We start from the raw sequence: 14,441 nt of genomic DNA, 5'->3' as shown, positions 1-14,441 counted from the left end.
ATATCTTGATTAATTTTATTTTTTACTATACAATTATTTAGAGTTACTAAACATAAATTTATTAATTAGCAAAGGGAGATTTATATGCAAAAAAATATTAACTTAACAGAAGGAAATATATCCAGTACCCTTACTAAATTGGCTTTGCCTATTATGGGTACATCTTTTATACAGATGATGTATAATTTAACAGATATGATGTGGCTAGGCAGACTTAGTACCAATGCTGTAGCTGGAGCGGGAACAGCAGGATTCTTTATGTGGTTTGGTATGTCTCTTGTACTTATATCCTCAATAGGAGTAAGTGTAGGGGTTGCTCAAGCCCATGGAAGGGATGATATGGCTGATGCAAGGGAATATATATCAAATGGATTAAAACTAGATATATTTGTAGGACTTATGTATTCTTTAATTCTATTGGTATTTAGAAATCAAGCCATTGGATTTTTTAATTTAGGAGATGCAGAAGCTATTCAAATGGCTACTGATTATTTAGTAATTGTGGCTTGTGGATTTATATTTAATTTTGTAAATCCAGTATATTCTGCTATATTCAATGCTTCAGGAAACAGTGTAACACCTTTTATTATTTCAAGTATTGGATTGGTGGCGAATATGGTTTTAGACCCAGCTTTAATCTTTGGATTTGGGCCAATTCCAGCCATGGGAATAAAAGGGGCAGCATTGGCTACTATAACTGCACAATTTATAGTTACATTGATATATATAGTTGTTTCAAGGAAAAATAGAGTTTTATTTTCACATTTAAACCTATTTAAGTTGCCTAATATGAATTATATTCAAAGAATATTTAAGTTAGGATTTCCATCTTCTCTACAATCAGGGGCTCATGCCTTAATATCTATGGTACTGACAAAAATATTAGCAAATTGGGGTCCAACTCCAGTTGCAGTATCCTCCGTAGGTTCACAGATAGAATCAATATCATGGATGACTGCAGAAGGTTTTTCCACTGCCATAGCAGCTTTTGTAGGGCAAAACTATGGGGCAAAGAATTATGATAGAGTAGAAGAAGGTTATTATAAGGGACTTAGAATAGTAAGTATTATAGGTATGTTTGCTACATTCTTATTGATATTTGCAGGAGGACCAATATTTAAAATATTTACTCCAAACGATGTGGTGGCAATAGAAATGGGAAAAAAATACTTGTGGATATTAGGATTATCACAATTCTTTATAACTATTGAAATAGCTTCTACAGGAGGATTTAATGGAATTGGAAAGACATATATTCCAGCTACTACAGGAATTATCTTGAATTTACTTAGAATTCCTGGAGCATTGGTATTATCAGCTACTGCATTGGGAATGGCAGGAGTTTGGTGGAGTATGAGTATTAGTACTGTATTTAAGGGAATAATTTTAACAGGATTATTTATATATACTTTAAAGAAAGGGCTTCATAAAGAATAACTCCAATTTTTGGTACTTAGCACCAAAAATTGGAGTTATCATAGACTATTTACTTTTCGAGCTGCTACTACATCTACGCCAGTATTTAATATATTCTTTATAATAATATCTCCCTTTTCTACAGGAGCAGATACTTCAGCTATTTTAATTATTTCCATACATTGTTCTACTAGTCTTTCAGCAATAATGTCAGTGGTCTTTACTGGAAGTCTGCTCATAGGACCATTTTTTAAGAGTACTCTAGATGTAAGGATGCGTGAAGGTTCTATAATTTCTTTTATGCCATATTCTTCACCTCTATTACATCGATTGCCTTCAACGAAGTATTCATTATTGTCATTGGTGATTTTAAGATTACATCCTACTGGACAGACTTTACATTGTTTTTCAATTATATTCATAGGTATAACCTCCATTATTATTTACATAATTATTATAACACAATATAAAAATAAGAATAAATATAATATAATAAAATAAAAGGAGTGGTAAAATGGATGTATTAAAAGCTATTATGACTAGGAGAAGTATAAGACGATTTACTGGGGAAGTAATTACTAATGAACAGATAGATACATTACTTAGAGCAGGATTTCAAGCTCCATCTGCCCACAATATGCAGCCTTGGCATTTTGTAGTACTAAAAAATAAAGAATTACTTCAAGAAGTATCTGAATTTCATAAGTATGCACAGATGTTGCCTAATGCTGGATGTGGAATAGTTGTTTGTGGAGATGAAGAAAAACAACCTGCTAGAGGATTTTTAGTAGAAGACTGTGCTGCAGCTATACAAAATATTCTTTTAGCATCTCATGGAATTGGATTAGGAGCAGTATGGTGTGGATTATATGATTCATCTGATTTAGTAAATTCTATGAAAGAGGTTTTAGGGCTACCAAGTAATATAATTCCCATAGGAATGGTAGTAGTAGGAAATAAAGATGAAGAAAAAGAACCATCTAATAACTACCATGACGGCAAAATTCATTATGATAAATGGTAAGAGTATATATACTTTAAAGGAGCTGCTTTCATGATTTCAAAAGTTGAGATAATTGGAAGGCTTTTACTATCTGCCATAGTAGGTGGATTAATAGGTGTTGAGAGAGAAGCAAATAATAGACCTGCAGGACTTAGAACCCATATTTTAGTAACATTGGGGTCTACCTTAATTATGCTTATTTCTATAGATGGTTTTTTAAAACTTAATGATAGTGTGCCTAGAGGAGACCCAGCCAGACTGGCGGCTCAAGTTGTTAGTGGTATAGGTTTTCTTGGTGCAGGAACTATTATGAGAACAGGAAACAATATTAGCGGACTTACGACTGCTGCCAGTCTTTGGGTTTGTGCTGGTATTGGATTAGCCATAGGTTCTGGCTATTATTTAGGTGCAGTTGTTACTACAGTCATAGTTTTAACTACTTTAACCAGTGTAGGAATTTTTGAAAATAGAATATTGGTAAAGAAATATAAAACTATTGAAGTAATAGCCACAAATAGACCAGGTATTATCGGTCAGATAGGAGTCCTTTTTGGCAAGTATTATTTATCCATTAAAGATATTATTATATTAAACAATAGTGGATATGATGAAGAAAGTGGAATAATGGAGATTCGTTTTATAGTTAAAACACCTAATAATTTTAACATTAGCAATCTATATAAAGAAATTTATCAAATACATGGAGTTATAAGTGCAAATTTTGAGGGAAATATTGTATCAGATAATAATTAGATGAACTAATACGACTATATAAAACCATAAAATTATGCTATATTATTAACTAGGAGATGGAAAGATGTATAAGCTTAATAAAAGAATTATGCTAATATTGTTTATTTCTTTTGTTGTATTATTTGCAGTAGGATGTAAAGGTAATGGAGATACTGAAGTAGAAGATATTGATCAAAATCAAGGAGGAAATGTGATGAATTTAGAACAATTAAAGATGCCTAAGGATGGAGAAGAGGTAGCTATTATTAGTACAAATTTTGGAGATATTAAAATAAGATTATTTCCAGATGTAGCACCAAAGGCAGTAGAAAACTTTAAAACTCATATTGAAAATGGATACTATAATGGAATTATGTTCCATAGAGTAATCAAAGATTTTATGATCCAAGGGGGAGACCCACAAGGTACAGGTGCAGGTGGGGAAAGTATATGGGGAGCACCTTTTGAAGATGAGTTTGATTCAAACTATCATAACTTTAGGGGAGCATTATCCATGGCGAATGCAGGACCAGGTACAAATGGAAGTCAATTCTTTATAGTTCAAAACTCAGCTGTAGATAAGAATCTAATGAACCAAATGAAAGAGCTAGGAGAAAAATCAGGTTTTTCAGAAGATGTAGTAAAGGCTTATGAAGAGTTAGGTGGTACTCCATGGTTAGACTTTAAACATACTGTATTCGGTCAAGTATATGAAGGGATGGATATAGTAGATAAGATTGCTAATGTAAAAGTTGGAGCTAATGATAAGCCAGTGGAACCAGTTATAATGGAAAAAGTAGAAATTGTAAAATATAAATAATAAAAGAACCTCATTTACAGTAAAAAGTGATTACTGTAAATGAGGTTTTTATTTTAACTTTTTAACCTTACCATTTTCTAAATTTATTTTCCAATATGGAAATTGCTTTGTACATAAATACTGATATAACAGCTAAAATAAATATGCTCATCATAACTATATCCAATTTAAACACTTGACCACCATAGACTATTAAATATCCTATACCAGCTTTAGATACTAGAAACTCCCCTACGATTACTCCTACCCATGATAATCCAATATTGATTTTTAATGTATTTATAAGTGTAGGAATAGATGATGGAATTATTATTTTTTGTAATATTTGCAACTTAGTAGCACCAAAGGTATTTAATAGCTTTATTTGATCGTTATCCACTGATATAAAACTTTCAAACATATTCATAATTGTAACCACTATAGACACTGTAATTGCAGTAACTATAATACCGCTATATCCTGCACCAACCCAAATAATTATAATAGGTGCCAAGGCAGTTTTAGGAAGACTATTTAACATTACTAAATAGGGGTCTAATACCTTTGCCCAAAAATCTGACCACCAAAGACCAATTGCTATAATAACGCCTAATAAAGTTCCACCTAAAAAGCCTATTATAGTTTCCATGACAGAAATCCCAACATGGTAAAATAGATTACCATGCTTTATATAAGTCAAAAATAGTTTCCAAATTTGCGATGGATAACTAGTTAAGAAAGTATCTATCCACTTAAAATGTGCTGCTACCTCCCATAATAAAAGACCTAGTATCAAAATACTTATTTGAGTTAAGAATATATTTCTATTTTTTTTCTTTAAGTTAATTAAATACTCTTCATGTTCTTTAGAAGGTTTTTTATTAGACATGTATATCCAACTCCTTCCATATCTTATTGAAATAATGCCTGAATTCAGGTGCTTCCCTACATCCTAAAGGAGTTTCTTTCCCAATTGGACAGGTTAGTTTAATATCTACAATTTCTTTGATTGTTGCAGGCCTGTTGGAAAGTATCACAACTCTATCTGATAAACTAATAGCCTCAGCTATATCATGAGTTATTAACAATCCTGTTTTTTGTTCCTTTTTTAGAATAATACCGATCTCGTCTGCTATGGCAAGTCTAGTTTGATAATCTAAGGCAGAAAAGGGCTCATCTAAAAGAAGTAACTCAGGCTCTAATAGAAGAGTTCTAATCAATGCAACTCTTTGTCTCATACCACCTGATAACTGTCTAGGATAGGAAGATATAAATTCTCCTAGTCCATAACTGTGAAGCATGGCTTTGGCATTATCATAAACTTCTGGAGTTAATTTTCTTTGAATTTCTAATCCAAGGACTACGTTTTCTAAAATATTTCTCCACTCTAAAAGCTGATCTTTTTGAAACATATATCCAATATTACTATTAGATTTACTTACTTGTTTTCCATTTATTAATACATTCCCCTTACTTGGAGTTATAAGTCCTGCTATTATTGATAATAAGGTGGACTTTCCACATCCACTAGGCCCTACTATTCCAACTATTTCCCCTTTGGATATATTTAAATTTATATCTTTAATGGCTTCCGTTTCACCTTTTAAGCTGTGATAAGTCATTCCAATGCCGTTAATTTCAACTAAAGGTTTCATATAAAAAACACCTCCTGCAATAAATAATATATAGTAATTTATTGTATTCCCAAGGAATGCAATATGTGAGATTACAAAATATTAATTTTGTCCAAAACCATAAAAAATGGTATAATACTTCAGTAATAATATTAAGGAGGAGTTTATTTTGCATCAATACAAAGGAAAGCTAATTATACATACAGGGTCCATGTTTTCAGGGAAAACATCAAGTTTAGAAAAAGACGTAAAAAGATTTAATATAGCAGGATATAAAACAATAGCCTTTAAACCATCAATAGATACTAGGTATCCTAAATCAGAAATAAGAACTCATGACAATACAACATTAAATGCAGTTATGGTAAATAATATATTTGAAATCTGTGAATACTGTAAATCTTATGACTTAGACGTTATAGCAATAGATGAAGTACAATTTCTAGGAGGTAAAATAGAAGATATTGTAGATACAATCAATAAGTTTTTAGAAAAGGGAAAAACAGTCATACTTGCAGGACTTGATATGGATTTTTCAGGACAAGCTTTTGAAATAGTAAAGGAACTTATGCCTATGGCAGATTATCTATATAAACACCATGCAGTATGTGTTAAATGTGGTACAGATGCTTGGGTAAGTCATAGAAAGACTAAAGCTCAAGAACGAATAGTAATAGGAGCAACAGACGAATATGAACCTCTTTGCAGAAAATGTTTTTTGGAAGAGCAGAAAGGACAGTGATATAAGTGGGAGAATATATAAAATTTGAACCTTCAAAAGAGCCACTATATGGTGAATATAAGAAGTGGAATATGTATTTATTTCATAAAGATAAACTTCTGGTAAAGATAGACGGAGATAAGTTTATTATACCTAATGGAGATGATATAAAAAGGCTTAAATTAGATGTTTATCATCTTCAATGTTTAGGAGCTTATGAAAAGACCGATTGTTACTCAGGAGAAATAGAAGAAATTAAAGATGATGAATATAAGTTTATAGATTTAAGAACTTATTCTAAAAATATAAGTCATGATGAATTTTTAGTGGGAGCGAAGGCATTACTTCTATTGGATCATGTAAGAAATAATCAAAAATGTGGAGTATGTGGAACTAAAATGATTATGAAAGTCAGTGGAAATGATAGAGCCATGATTTGTACCAATTGTGATAATATGGTATGGCCTAAAACTGCTCCTGCTATAATTGTAGCAGTTACAAAGGAAGATAAAATATTATTAGCCCATAATAAAATGTTTCCAGAAGGAACATATAGTGTACTAGCAGGGTTTGTAGAAATGGGAGAGACTTTTGAGGATTGTGTAAAGAGGGAAGTATTTGAAGAAGTAGGTATTAAAGTACATAATATTAAATATTTTGGCTCTCAGCCTTGGCCATTTCCAAATTCCATGATGATTGGATTTACGGCAGAATATCTTGAAGGCGAAATTAAGGTAGATAATGAAGAAATTGTAGATGCTAAATGGTTTTCAAAAGAAGAAGCTAGAAAAATATCTAGAAAATCCATTAGTATCAGTAGTGATTTAGTAGAATGGTTTGTTAATAGATAATTTGAAGATTTTCTTGCAAAATAAGATAATTTGTGATAATATTTAATTAATTTAAATAATAGAAAAGGATGGAAACTAGAACAATGAGAATATAATCCCTTTATTAAAAGAACAATTTGATTTGAAAAAATAATACCTAGTATACTTAGGTTTATTTTAGTTTACAAATGTTCTGAAGGTGATTATAATGGTCTCTTATTCTTAAATTAACCTATATGGTTGATTTATTCCTTTTGCAATAATAAAGACATTAATCCCTTCAGACAAAATTAGGAGGGATTTTTTTATGTTAGTTTTAGATATAAATAATTTAAAAAAGTATTTTGAATATAGACTTGTATTAAATATTAAGGATTTAAAAATATACTCAGATGATAAGATAGGTCTAGTTGGATTAAATGGTTCTGGGAAAACTACATTATTAAATTTAATTGCAGGAGAAATTAACCCAGATTCTGGAACCATAAGAACAAATATTAAGCCATTCTATATTAAACAGCTAGAAGATAGTTCAAATAAGGAAGTAGATGGTGAATATATAGGTAAATTAGGACTAAAGGAAAAAAATAAAGAATTTATGAGTGGGGGAGAATTAACTAGACTAAAAATCGCTGGATTTTTAACTGATAATGGTAAGTTTCTTCTTGCAGATGAGCCTACTTCAAATCTTGATTTTGAAGGAATTGATTTTTTAATAGAAAAATTGACTAATTTTGAAGGTGCTATGGTTATAACTTCTCATGATAGAGATTTACTAGATAAGGTATGTAACAAAATAATAGAACTTGAAGATAGTAAAATTAAAATATATGATGGAAACTATTCTCATTATAAGGTTCAAAAAGAATTGGAAAGAAAGACTCAAGAGTTGGAATATGAGAAGTATATAAATGAAAAAAGAAGGCTAGAAAAGGTTTTAGTTGATACCAAGACAAAATCAGATAAAATAAAAGGACCTCCTAAGAGAATGGGAAATTCTGAGGCAAGACTTCATAAAATGGGGGGACAAAAAGCCAAGAAAAAGCTGGATAATAAGGTAAAAGCAATAGCTTCTAGAATAGATAAATTAGAGGTAAAAGATAAATTAAAGGAAGTAGATAAAATAAAAGTGGATATTAGTGGAGAGGAGATATTTTCCAAAATAGTTATTGAAGGTAAAGAATTGACTAAATCTTTTGGAGAGAGAACTTTATTTAAAGACTCTAATTTTCAAATATATAATAAATCTAAGGTTGCATTAATTGGTGGAAATGGTAGTGGAAAGACTACATTACTAAAAATGATAATGGAAAATGAAGATAATATTAATATTTCTAAGAAGGCAAATATAGGATATTTTAGCCAAGACTTAAATATTCTAGATGAAAGCAAAACCATACTAGAAAATTTATTGGAAGTAGGTCTGGAACAAGATGCAAGGGATATTTTAGCAAGATTTCTCTTTAAACGAGATGATGTATATAAAAAGGTTAGTGTACTAAGTGGAGGAGAGAGAGTAAAGGTATCTTTAGCAAAGATATTACTTAGCGATTTTAATATATTGATATTAGATGAACCTACTAATTATTTAGATATATATTCAGTTGAGGCAGTGGAAGAAGCACTAATAAGCTATAATAACACATTATTATTTGTTTCCCATGATAAAAGATTAATTGAAAATGTAGCTGATACTATAATGTATATTGAAAATGAAAAAATAAATACTTTTCAAGGAAACTTAAATGATTACAATAAAAATAAAGACAATGATTTTCAACATAAGGATATTGCAAATAGAAGGGCTATATTGGAAAATAAATTAAGTGAAATAATAGGGCTTATTTCCATTGCAAAAAAGCCAGAGGATAAGGAAAAACTTGATTTGGAATATACAAATATATTAAAAGAATTAAATAAAATTAGATAAAATAAGGTGATAATATATGAAATATGTAACCAGTGATATACATGGCAAATTAGATAGGTTAAAAAGGTTAATTGAAACTATTGAGCTTTCTGAAGACGATAAACTTTATATAATTGGAGATTTAGTGGATAGAGGTGATAAACCTATGGAAACTATAGAATTTGTCATGAATTATCCACAGATAGAAGTAATTATGGGAAATCATGATGAGATGATGCTCTATGGACTTAAATATAAAGACGAAAAACAAACAGAAAGATGGAGCAGAAATGGTTGTGAGCCTACTATAAAAGGATTTAATAAAAGAACCTCAGAAGAACAAGAAAAGATTTTATCCTTTATAGAGGGATTGCCATATTTTAAAATAGTGGATAATAAATATTTACTTGTCCATGGTGGATTTGAACCAGAAAGACTAATTGAGAGTTTGAAAGAAAAATCACTAGAAGATGCTTTAACTGAACAAAGAGATAGACTTGTTTGGGTAAGAGATGATTTTATAAAAAATAAAGCTTTAGATAGTTTAATTACCATATTTGGACATTCCCCTAGAAGATATATAGATAAGATATTTGAGGTAGAATCAAAATTACCCTATGAAATTTGGTTTGATAAAATCTATAATGACAAAATAGGTATAGATACAGGAAATTGTTATGATGATGGAAGAATGTCTTGCTTAAGATTAGATGATTATAAGGTGTTTTATATTGAGTAAAAAATGTGACAGGTAATTCAAGATTACCTGTCACATTTTTAAGTTAGTTTTTGAATTGATCCAATGCCTTTAAAAGCTCAGGATAAAAATCCTCTATTGTAGGGTATTTATCTCGATTGTCTTCATATTCTTCTAGTTTATTGTATAGTGCTTCTACATATATAAAGTTTTTTTCCTCTTCTGCTTTGAGAAGATTCCTGCCTTTAGTTTTATTTTCATGAGAAGCAAATCTTGAAGTCAAGGCACGAATTATATGCTCATTTAAGCAGGTTTCCCATTCTGCATAAGCAAGGTATTTCATTTCATCTTTTATAGGCTCAAAGAGTTCCTCATAAGAATTTGCTAAATCCAGATTTTTTGAAGTTGTTGGATTAATAAACGAATGACTAAATTCGTGTTGTTGGAGATAATTAAAGTAGTCTATAGTTCCAAAGGAGGGATCAAGATTTCCGTTTAACATCTGACATCCTATAATACTATAAATTTCAACATCTTGGTTTTTATTAGATATACTAGGTCCATATGCTCCTGCTCCGTATAATGAGGATAATACTATGTTGTAACTTTTATTTTGCCAACCGTAGTAGCCTTCTAGATGATTTATAATATCAAATTCATCATCTATTAAGAAAAGAGTATTATCAATAATAGTATTGTAGTATTCTATATTATCATTAAAAAATGAAGTAAAATCAGAGATTGAAGCAAAGTCCTCAAGAAGATTATAAAGTTTAATTATATTTTCACGGCTACCAGCTCTTCTGGCTATATAATCAGTTAATTCTACATCTTTTCTTACTTTAAAATTATTGTCCATAAAAAGCATTGAAGTTGGAGGAGCATCAAAGGTAAAACCATTTTTAGAAATTTCATTAAAAAATTTTATAGCCTCATGTTTTCTAAACTCCATAAAATGCTTTCTTACTTTGTCTTTATACTCAAAACTTTCCTTAGTAATCAATCCACTGGCAATTGTATTATAATTACTTAGATATTGGACTATTGATAACAATTCTATTCTAGGATCTACTGAAATATTTAAAGAATTTTTTGTTTTAACTATTGGTTCCATAAGAATAACACTATTATCAGTTGATGTTTTTATAGAACCACAAGCAGTCATTATATTTGATATTACAATACAGATAACTACAAATAAAATTAAAGATTTTCTATTCACCTTAACCCCTCCATAACTAATAGTTATTTACTAAATCTAACATTTCCAGATGAAGTACTAATATCAATAGATTTTTCCCCTGAACCTATTGTAGCTCTAAATCTGCCTTTATCGTTTTCTTGTATATTGATATTTCCAAATGTAATAAAATCACCTGAAGAAGTAGTGCCTTGGATAGTGTAACTAGGATTATCACCTAAACTAATAGATATATCACCAGAACTAGTGGATAATTTCATATTTTCTTTTGACTTTTCATTATCTAAAGAAATATGACCAGAGTTAGTAGATATTTTAAGTTCACCTATACAATCTTCTAACTCTATATCTCCAGAAGTAGATGATAAGTCTAATTTTTTGCCTTCAACATTTTTATACCTTTGTTCACCAGAATTAGTAGACACTTTAATCTCGCCTACACAATTTTTTAATTCTATATCTCCAGAACTAGCTGATAAGTCTAGTTTTTGACCCTCAACATTTTCAAATCTTTGTTCGCCAGAACTAGATTTAGATTCAACTTCACCTATGGAATTTTTTAATGTAATGTCTCCAGAAGTAGCAGTTAAAGTTAATTTATTGCCTTCAAGATTTTCCAGATGCTGTTCGCCAGAATTAGAGGAAATGTTGAAGTTTTTTCCAGCTAAACCTTTCATATAAATATCTCCAGAAGTAGCAGTGACATGAAAGTTACCATTATAAGATTTCGGTACAAAAATTTCTAAAATAACATCAGAAGTTACTACAGAATAATTATTCCTATTTGTTTTAAGTTTAATATCTAAACTATTAGACGTTTTGTCTACATTTAAAGTTGGTACTATATTGGTTTTCATTTTACCATAATAATGAATACCAACATCATCTCTTTCCTCAGAAGTTATCTTAACATCAATAAAATCAGGAGAAACTATTATAGTATCTATTCCAGTTATTTCAGCTTGAGTTTCTTCATCGATAGTTTCCCATTTTAAATTTCTGGAATTTATACCGAACCAGTTCCAGTTACTAAAAAATGATTTGTTTTTTTCCTTAATATTAACACCATTTAAGCCAATAGAAACCTGTTCATCTCCATCCTTAACTTTGACTCCATCCCAACCAATAGAAACACCATTCTTTCCATCGTTGACTTTAATGCCGTTCCAACCAATGGAAACTTGATCATCCCCATCTTTAACTTGTATTCCATCTTCATCTATTTTTACTATTTCATCATTAGATCTAACATTGACCCAGTTAATAGAATTAGAGCCTATAAACTTATAATTGTCATTATATCTTAAAGATAATATGCCTACTCCAAAAGCAACTAAAACAACTACTGCTAAAATTGAAACAACTTTTTTAGTATTCATTTTCTAAACCTCCCAACTTATTGATTAGTTCTAAATTCCATTTAATATATTTAATTGTAAGTTGATATAATAGTTTCGTTAAATATACAGATAGTATAATTCCCAATGTACCTAATGCAAGTAATCCTATACCAAAAGCTATGGAAGTAAGAATATGAGGTGTAGGTATTGGAGTAAAAATACTAATTGGAAAACCAAATAAAACTACAAATCCACTTACTATAATACTGATACCAACTCCATAAAAACTAAGAAGGACACCTGCTAAACCTAAATAAGGTCCTGCTACTATTATTATATTAAAGGCTATTAGTCCTATGGTAACCAGTAGTCTTTTTGTATCATTACTGGAATAATTTGTATTATCCATATTTTGGGTATCATTATAGCCATATATTGTTTTGTAATTATTGGCAACTTCCATAGGGTCTCCTAGTTCTTTTGATATTTCTTCTTCCGATTTGCCTTTTGAAATACCCATACGAAAGTGTTCTTCATAGTCTGAAAAAATATCTTCTAGCTCAGATATAGGTAATCCTTGAAGATAGTACATTAGTCTATCTAAGTATTCTTGTTTATTCATGATAAATCACCCCTTAATATATTATTTACCCCGTCAATAAAACTTTCCCATTCAATGACTAATTCTTCAAGAACTTCCATACCCCTTTCAGTTAATTTATAGTATTTTCTCGGAGGTCCTTCTTGAGATTCTTCTAGGTAATTTGTGACATAGCCTTCAGTTCTAAATTTCCTTAGTAGAGGATAGATGGTTCCCTCTGAAATATCTATATATTGAGAGATATGTTCTACTAGTTCATAGCCATAAAAATCCTTTTTCTCTAATAAGGAAAGAACACAAAGCTCTAATACACCTTTTTTAAATTGAATGTTCATTGGCATATCTCCTTTTATTTTCTTAACTACACTATATCATATGCTACCTTTCATTACAAGGTACTAAAATAAAAAAATAGAGAGGAATTAAAAAGTTAATTCTTCTCTATGAACACTTATACTTAAAACTATACCTATACAAATCATATTAGATAGCTGGAAAGTTCCTCCATAGCTCATAAAAGGAAGGGGAATACCTGTTATTGGCATAAGCCCAATGGTCATGCCTATATTTTCCCATATATGGAAAAGAAACATTGCAGCAAATCCGATTATCATTAATGAACCAAATAAATCCTTAGATTTTCTAGATATTGCAATAAATCTATTAAGTAGTATAAAATATAGGATAATTAGTCCAAAACCCCCCATAAATCCCAGTTCTTCTACAATTACAGCAAATATATAGTCAGTTTGTTTTTCAGGGATATAATTAAATTGAGTATATACTCCTTGAAATAATCCTCTGCCAAAGATTTTCCCTGAACCAATGGCAACTCTACCCTGCATAGCTTGATATCCAGAATTAGGTAGATCTCTTTCAGGATCTATAAAGTTAAATATACGATCCTTCTGATATTGATCTAGCTTAAACCATAGAACAGGAAGACTTAAAAGCCCTAAAGATATTGCATAGCCAATATACCGCCATTTCACTCCAGCAATAAACAACATAGCAGCTATAAAAAATATAAATACCATTGCAGTACCAGCATCAGGCTGCATAAGAATAAGAACTACTGGAAAAAAGGCAAAGCCCAATATCTTTAACAATATAAAAGGTTCATTTATACTATCTTTATGATTATCTATAAATTTAGCTAGGGATATAATTAAACCAATTTTTACAAACTCTGCTGGTTGAAACCTAACAGGTCCAATTTTCAGCCAAGACCTTGCACCCCATTGATCTTCTCCAATTCCAAATATAAGAACAGCCACAAGAAGTAGATTACATATTACATAAATAGGTATATAAAGTTTTCCTAGAAATTCATAATCAAGTAGAACAAGTATAGCAATTACAACTAGCCCTAAAATTGTAGCTATTCCTTGAGTTTTGACATTACTCATAGTTTCGTGACTTAAAGTAGCACTCATTATCATAAGCAGACCATAAGCACAAAGTAATAGCATAGTGAAAAATAAGGTATAATCAAAATTTTTGTAGGCTTTTTTCTTTAAATTAAACATAATATTTCTCCCTTTCTCAACACTAATGA

At 30.2% G+C, this 14,441-nt stretch carries 16 protein-coding genes; 8 read left to right on the top strand and 8 right to left on the bottom strand.

Translation table 11 applies throughout. From position 1 onward, the window contains the following. Window positions 1–84: 84 nt before the first annotated feature. Entirely contained in the window at window positions 85–1,437 is a 1,353-nt protein-coding gene (locus FYJ83_RS08970) for an MATE family efflux transporter (RefSeq protein WP_154439989.1), read from the top strand. Between the two features lie 38 nt (window positions 1,438–1,475). Here FYJ83_RS08970 and FYJ83_RS08965 read toward each other — a convergent pair whose 3' ends face one another. Beyond that, window positions 1,476–1,838, bottom strand: a complete 363-nt coding sequence (locus FYJ83_RS08965) for a DUF1667 domain-containing protein (protein ID WP_154439988.1) — start codon at window positions 1,836–1,838, stop codon at window positions 1,476–1,478. Between the two features lie 92 nt (window positions 1,839–1,930). On the opposite strand from FYJ83_RS08965, the gene FYJ83_RS08960 reads away from it, so the two are divergent. The 3 genes from FYJ83_RS08960 (at window position 1,931) to FYJ83_RS08950 (ending at window position 3,971) form a co-directional block, all read left to right on the top strand. After that, complete coding sequence (locus FYJ83_RS08960; RefSeq protein ID WP_154439987.1) at window positions 1,931–2,440, top strand: nitroreductase family protein; 510 nt, start codon at window positions 1,931–1,933, stop codon at window positions 2,438–2,440. A gap of 30 nt (window positions 2,441–2,470) precedes the next feature. Further along, entirely contained in the window at window positions 2,471–3,172 is a 702-nt protein-coding gene (locus tag FYJ83_RS08955; protein ID WP_154439986.1) for an MgtC/SapB family protein, read from the top strand. Between the two features lie 193 nt (window positions 3,173–3,365). Continuing rightward, complete coding sequence (locus tag FYJ83_RS08950; protein ID WP_229768546.1) at window positions 3,366–3,971, top strand: peptidylprolyl isomerase; 606 nt, start codon at window positions 3,366–3,368, stop codon at window positions 3,969–3,971. A 67-nt stretch (window positions 3,972–4,038) separates the two neighbouring features. Here the strand turns inward: FYJ83_RS08950 and FYJ83_RS08945 are convergent, their stop codons facing one another. After that, entirely contained in the window at window positions 4,039–4,839 is an 801-nt protein-coding gene (locus FYJ83_RS08945) for an ABC transporter permease (protein WP_154439984.1), read from the bottom strand. After that, window positions 4,832–5,605, bottom strand: a complete 774-nt coding sequence (locus tag FYJ83_RS08940; protein ID WP_154439983.1) for an ABC transporter ATP-binding protein — start codon at window positions 5,603–5,605, stop codon at window positions 4,832–4,834. Before FYJ83_RS08940 ends, FYJ83_RS08945 begins: the two co-directional genes overlap by 8 nt. A 148-nt stretch (window positions 5,606–5,753) precedes the next feature. Between FYJ83_RS08940 and FYJ83_RS08935 the strand changes: the two genes are divergently transcribed. The 4 genes from FYJ83_RS08935 (at window position 5,754) to FYJ83_RS08920 (ending at window position 9,783) form a co-directional block, all read left to right on the top strand. Continuing rightward, window positions 5,754–6,326 (top strand): thymidine kinase, encoded by a 573-nt coding sequence (locus tag FYJ83_RS08935; RefSeq protein ID WP_154439982.1) that lies wholly within the window; start codon window positions 5,754–5,756, stop codon window positions 6,324–6,326. Window positions 6,327–6,331: 5 nt separating this feature from the next. Further along, window positions 6,332–7,156 carry an NAD(+) diphosphatase gene (gene nudC, locus FYJ83_RS08930; protein WP_154439981.1) on the top strand — a complete coding sequence of 275 codons (825 nt, stop codon included), beginning with the start codon at window positions 6,332–6,334 and terminating at the stop codon, window positions 7,154–7,156. Window positions 7,157–7,442: 286 nt separating this feature from the next. Further along, a complete protein-coding gene (gene abc-f / locus FYJ83_RS08925) occupies window positions 7,443–9,065 on the top strand; it encodes a ribosomal protection-like ABC-F family protein (RefSeq protein ID WP_154439980.1) in 1,623 nt (540 codons plus the stop codon). Between the two features lie 16 nt (window positions 9,066–9,081). Next, complete coding sequence (locus FYJ83_RS08920) at window positions 9,082–9,783, top strand: metallophosphoesterase family protein (RefSeq protein ID WP_154439979.1); 702 nt, start codon at window positions 9,082–9,084, stop codon at window positions 9,781–9,783. A gap of 43 nt (window positions 9,784–9,826) precedes the next feature. Here FYJ83_RS08920 and FYJ83_RS08915 read toward each other — a convergent pair whose 3' ends face one another. The 5 genes from FYJ83_RS08915 to rodA all read right to left on the bottom strand — a co-directional run bounded on the left by FYJ83_RS08915 (window position 9,827) and on the right by rodA (window position 14,412). Beyond that, window positions 9,827–10,963: a DUF4932 domain-containing protein gene (locus FYJ83_RS08915; RefSeq protein WP_154439978.1), complete on the bottom strand. Its 1,137-nt coding sequence runs from the start codon at window positions 10,961–10,963 to the stop codon at window positions 9,827–9,829. Window positions 10,964–10,986: 23 nt separating this feature from the next. Further along, window positions 10,987–12,321 (bottom strand): DUF4097 family beta strand repeat-containing protein, encoded by a 1,335-nt coding sequence (locus FYJ83_RS08910; protein WP_154439977.1) that lies wholly within the window; start codon window positions 12,319–12,321, stop codon window positions 10,987–10,989. Beyond that, on the bottom strand, window positions 12,311–12,904 hold the full coding sequence (locus FYJ83_RS08905; RefSeq protein ID WP_154439976.1) for an HAAS signaling domain-containing protein: 594 nt from the start codon (window positions 12,902–12,904) through the stop codon (window positions 12,311–12,313). Before FYJ83_RS08905 ends, FYJ83_RS08910 begins: the two co-directional genes overlap by 11 nt. Next, entirely contained in the window at window positions 12,901–13,218 is a 318-nt protein-coding gene (locus tag FYJ83_RS08900; protein WP_154439975.1) for a PadR family transcriptional regulator, read from the bottom strand. The genes FYJ83_RS08905 and FYJ83_RS08900 overlap by 4 nt, the downstream gene beginning before the upstream one ends. An 87-nt stretch (window positions 13,219–13,305) precedes the next feature. Next, on the bottom strand, window positions 13,306–14,412 hold the full coding sequence (rodA, locus tag FYJ83_RS08895; protein ID WP_154439974.1) for a rod shape-determining protein RodA: 1,107 nt from the start codon (window positions 14,410–14,412) through the stop codon (window positions 13,306–13,308). Between the last annotated feature and the right edge of the window lie 29 nt (window positions 14,413–14,441).

Source organism: Tissierella pigra (assembly GCF_009695605.1).
GTDB lineage: Bacteria > Bacillota > Clostridia > Tissierellales > Tissierellaceae > Tissierella > Tissierella pigra.
Note: the sequence above shows the minus strand (reverse complement) of the source record. Positions and strands in the feature narration are given on the sequence as shown.

Excerpts from the sequence above, each read along its gene's own strand:
- FYJ83_RS08970 (WP_154439989.1), top strand. The coding sequence starts at position 85 with ATGCAAAAAAATATTAACTTAACAGAAGGAAATATATCCAGTACCCTT.
- FYJ83_RS08965 (WP_154439988.1), bottom strand. The coding sequence starts at position 1,838 with ATGAATATAATTGAAAAACAATGTAAAGTCTGTCCAGTAGGATGTAAT.
- FYJ83_RS08960 (WP_154439987.1), top strand. The coding sequence starts at position 1,931 with ATGGATGTATTAAAAGCTATTATGACTAGGAGAAGTATAAGACGATTT.
- FYJ83_RS08955 (WP_154439986.1), top strand. The coding sequence starts at position 2,471 with ATGATTTCAAAAGTTGAGATAATTGGAAGGCTTTTACTATCTGCCATA.
- FYJ83_RS08950 (WP_229768546.1), top strand. The coding sequence starts at position 3,366 with ATGAATTTAGAACAATTAAAGATGCCTAAGGATGGAGAAGAGGTAGCT.
- FYJ83_RS08945 (WP_154439984.1), bottom strand. The coding sequence starts at position 4,839 with ATGTCTAATAAAAAACCTTCTAAAGAACATGAAGAGTATTTAATTAAC.
- FYJ83_RS08940 (WP_154439983.1), bottom strand. The coding sequence starts at position 5,605 with ATGAAACCTTTAGTTGAAATTAACGGCATTGGAATGACTTATCACAGC.
- abc-f (WP_154439980.1), top strand. The coding sequence starts at position 7,443 with ATGTTAGTTTTAGATATAAATAATTTAAAAAAGTATTTTGAATATAGA.
- FYJ83_RS08920 (WP_154439979.1), top strand. The coding sequence starts at position 9,082 with ATGAAATATGTAACCAGTGATATACATGGCAAATTAGATAGGTTAAAA.
- FYJ83_RS08910 (WP_154439977.1), bottom strand. The coding sequence starts at position 12,321 with ATGAATACTAAAAAAGTTGTTTCAATTTTAGCAGTAGTTGTTTTAGTT.
- FYJ83_RS08905 (WP_154439976.1), bottom strand. The coding sequence starts at position 12,904 with ATGAATAAACAAGAATACTTAGATAGACTAATGTACTATCTTCAAGGA.
- FYJ83_RS08900 (WP_154439975.1), bottom strand. The coding sequence starts at position 13,218 with ATGAACATTCAATTTAAAAAAGGTGTATTAGAGCTTTGTGTTCTTTCC.
- rodA (WP_154439974.1), bottom strand. The coding sequence starts at position 14,412 with ATGTTTAATTTAAAGAAAAAAGCCTACAAAAATTTTGATTATACCTTA.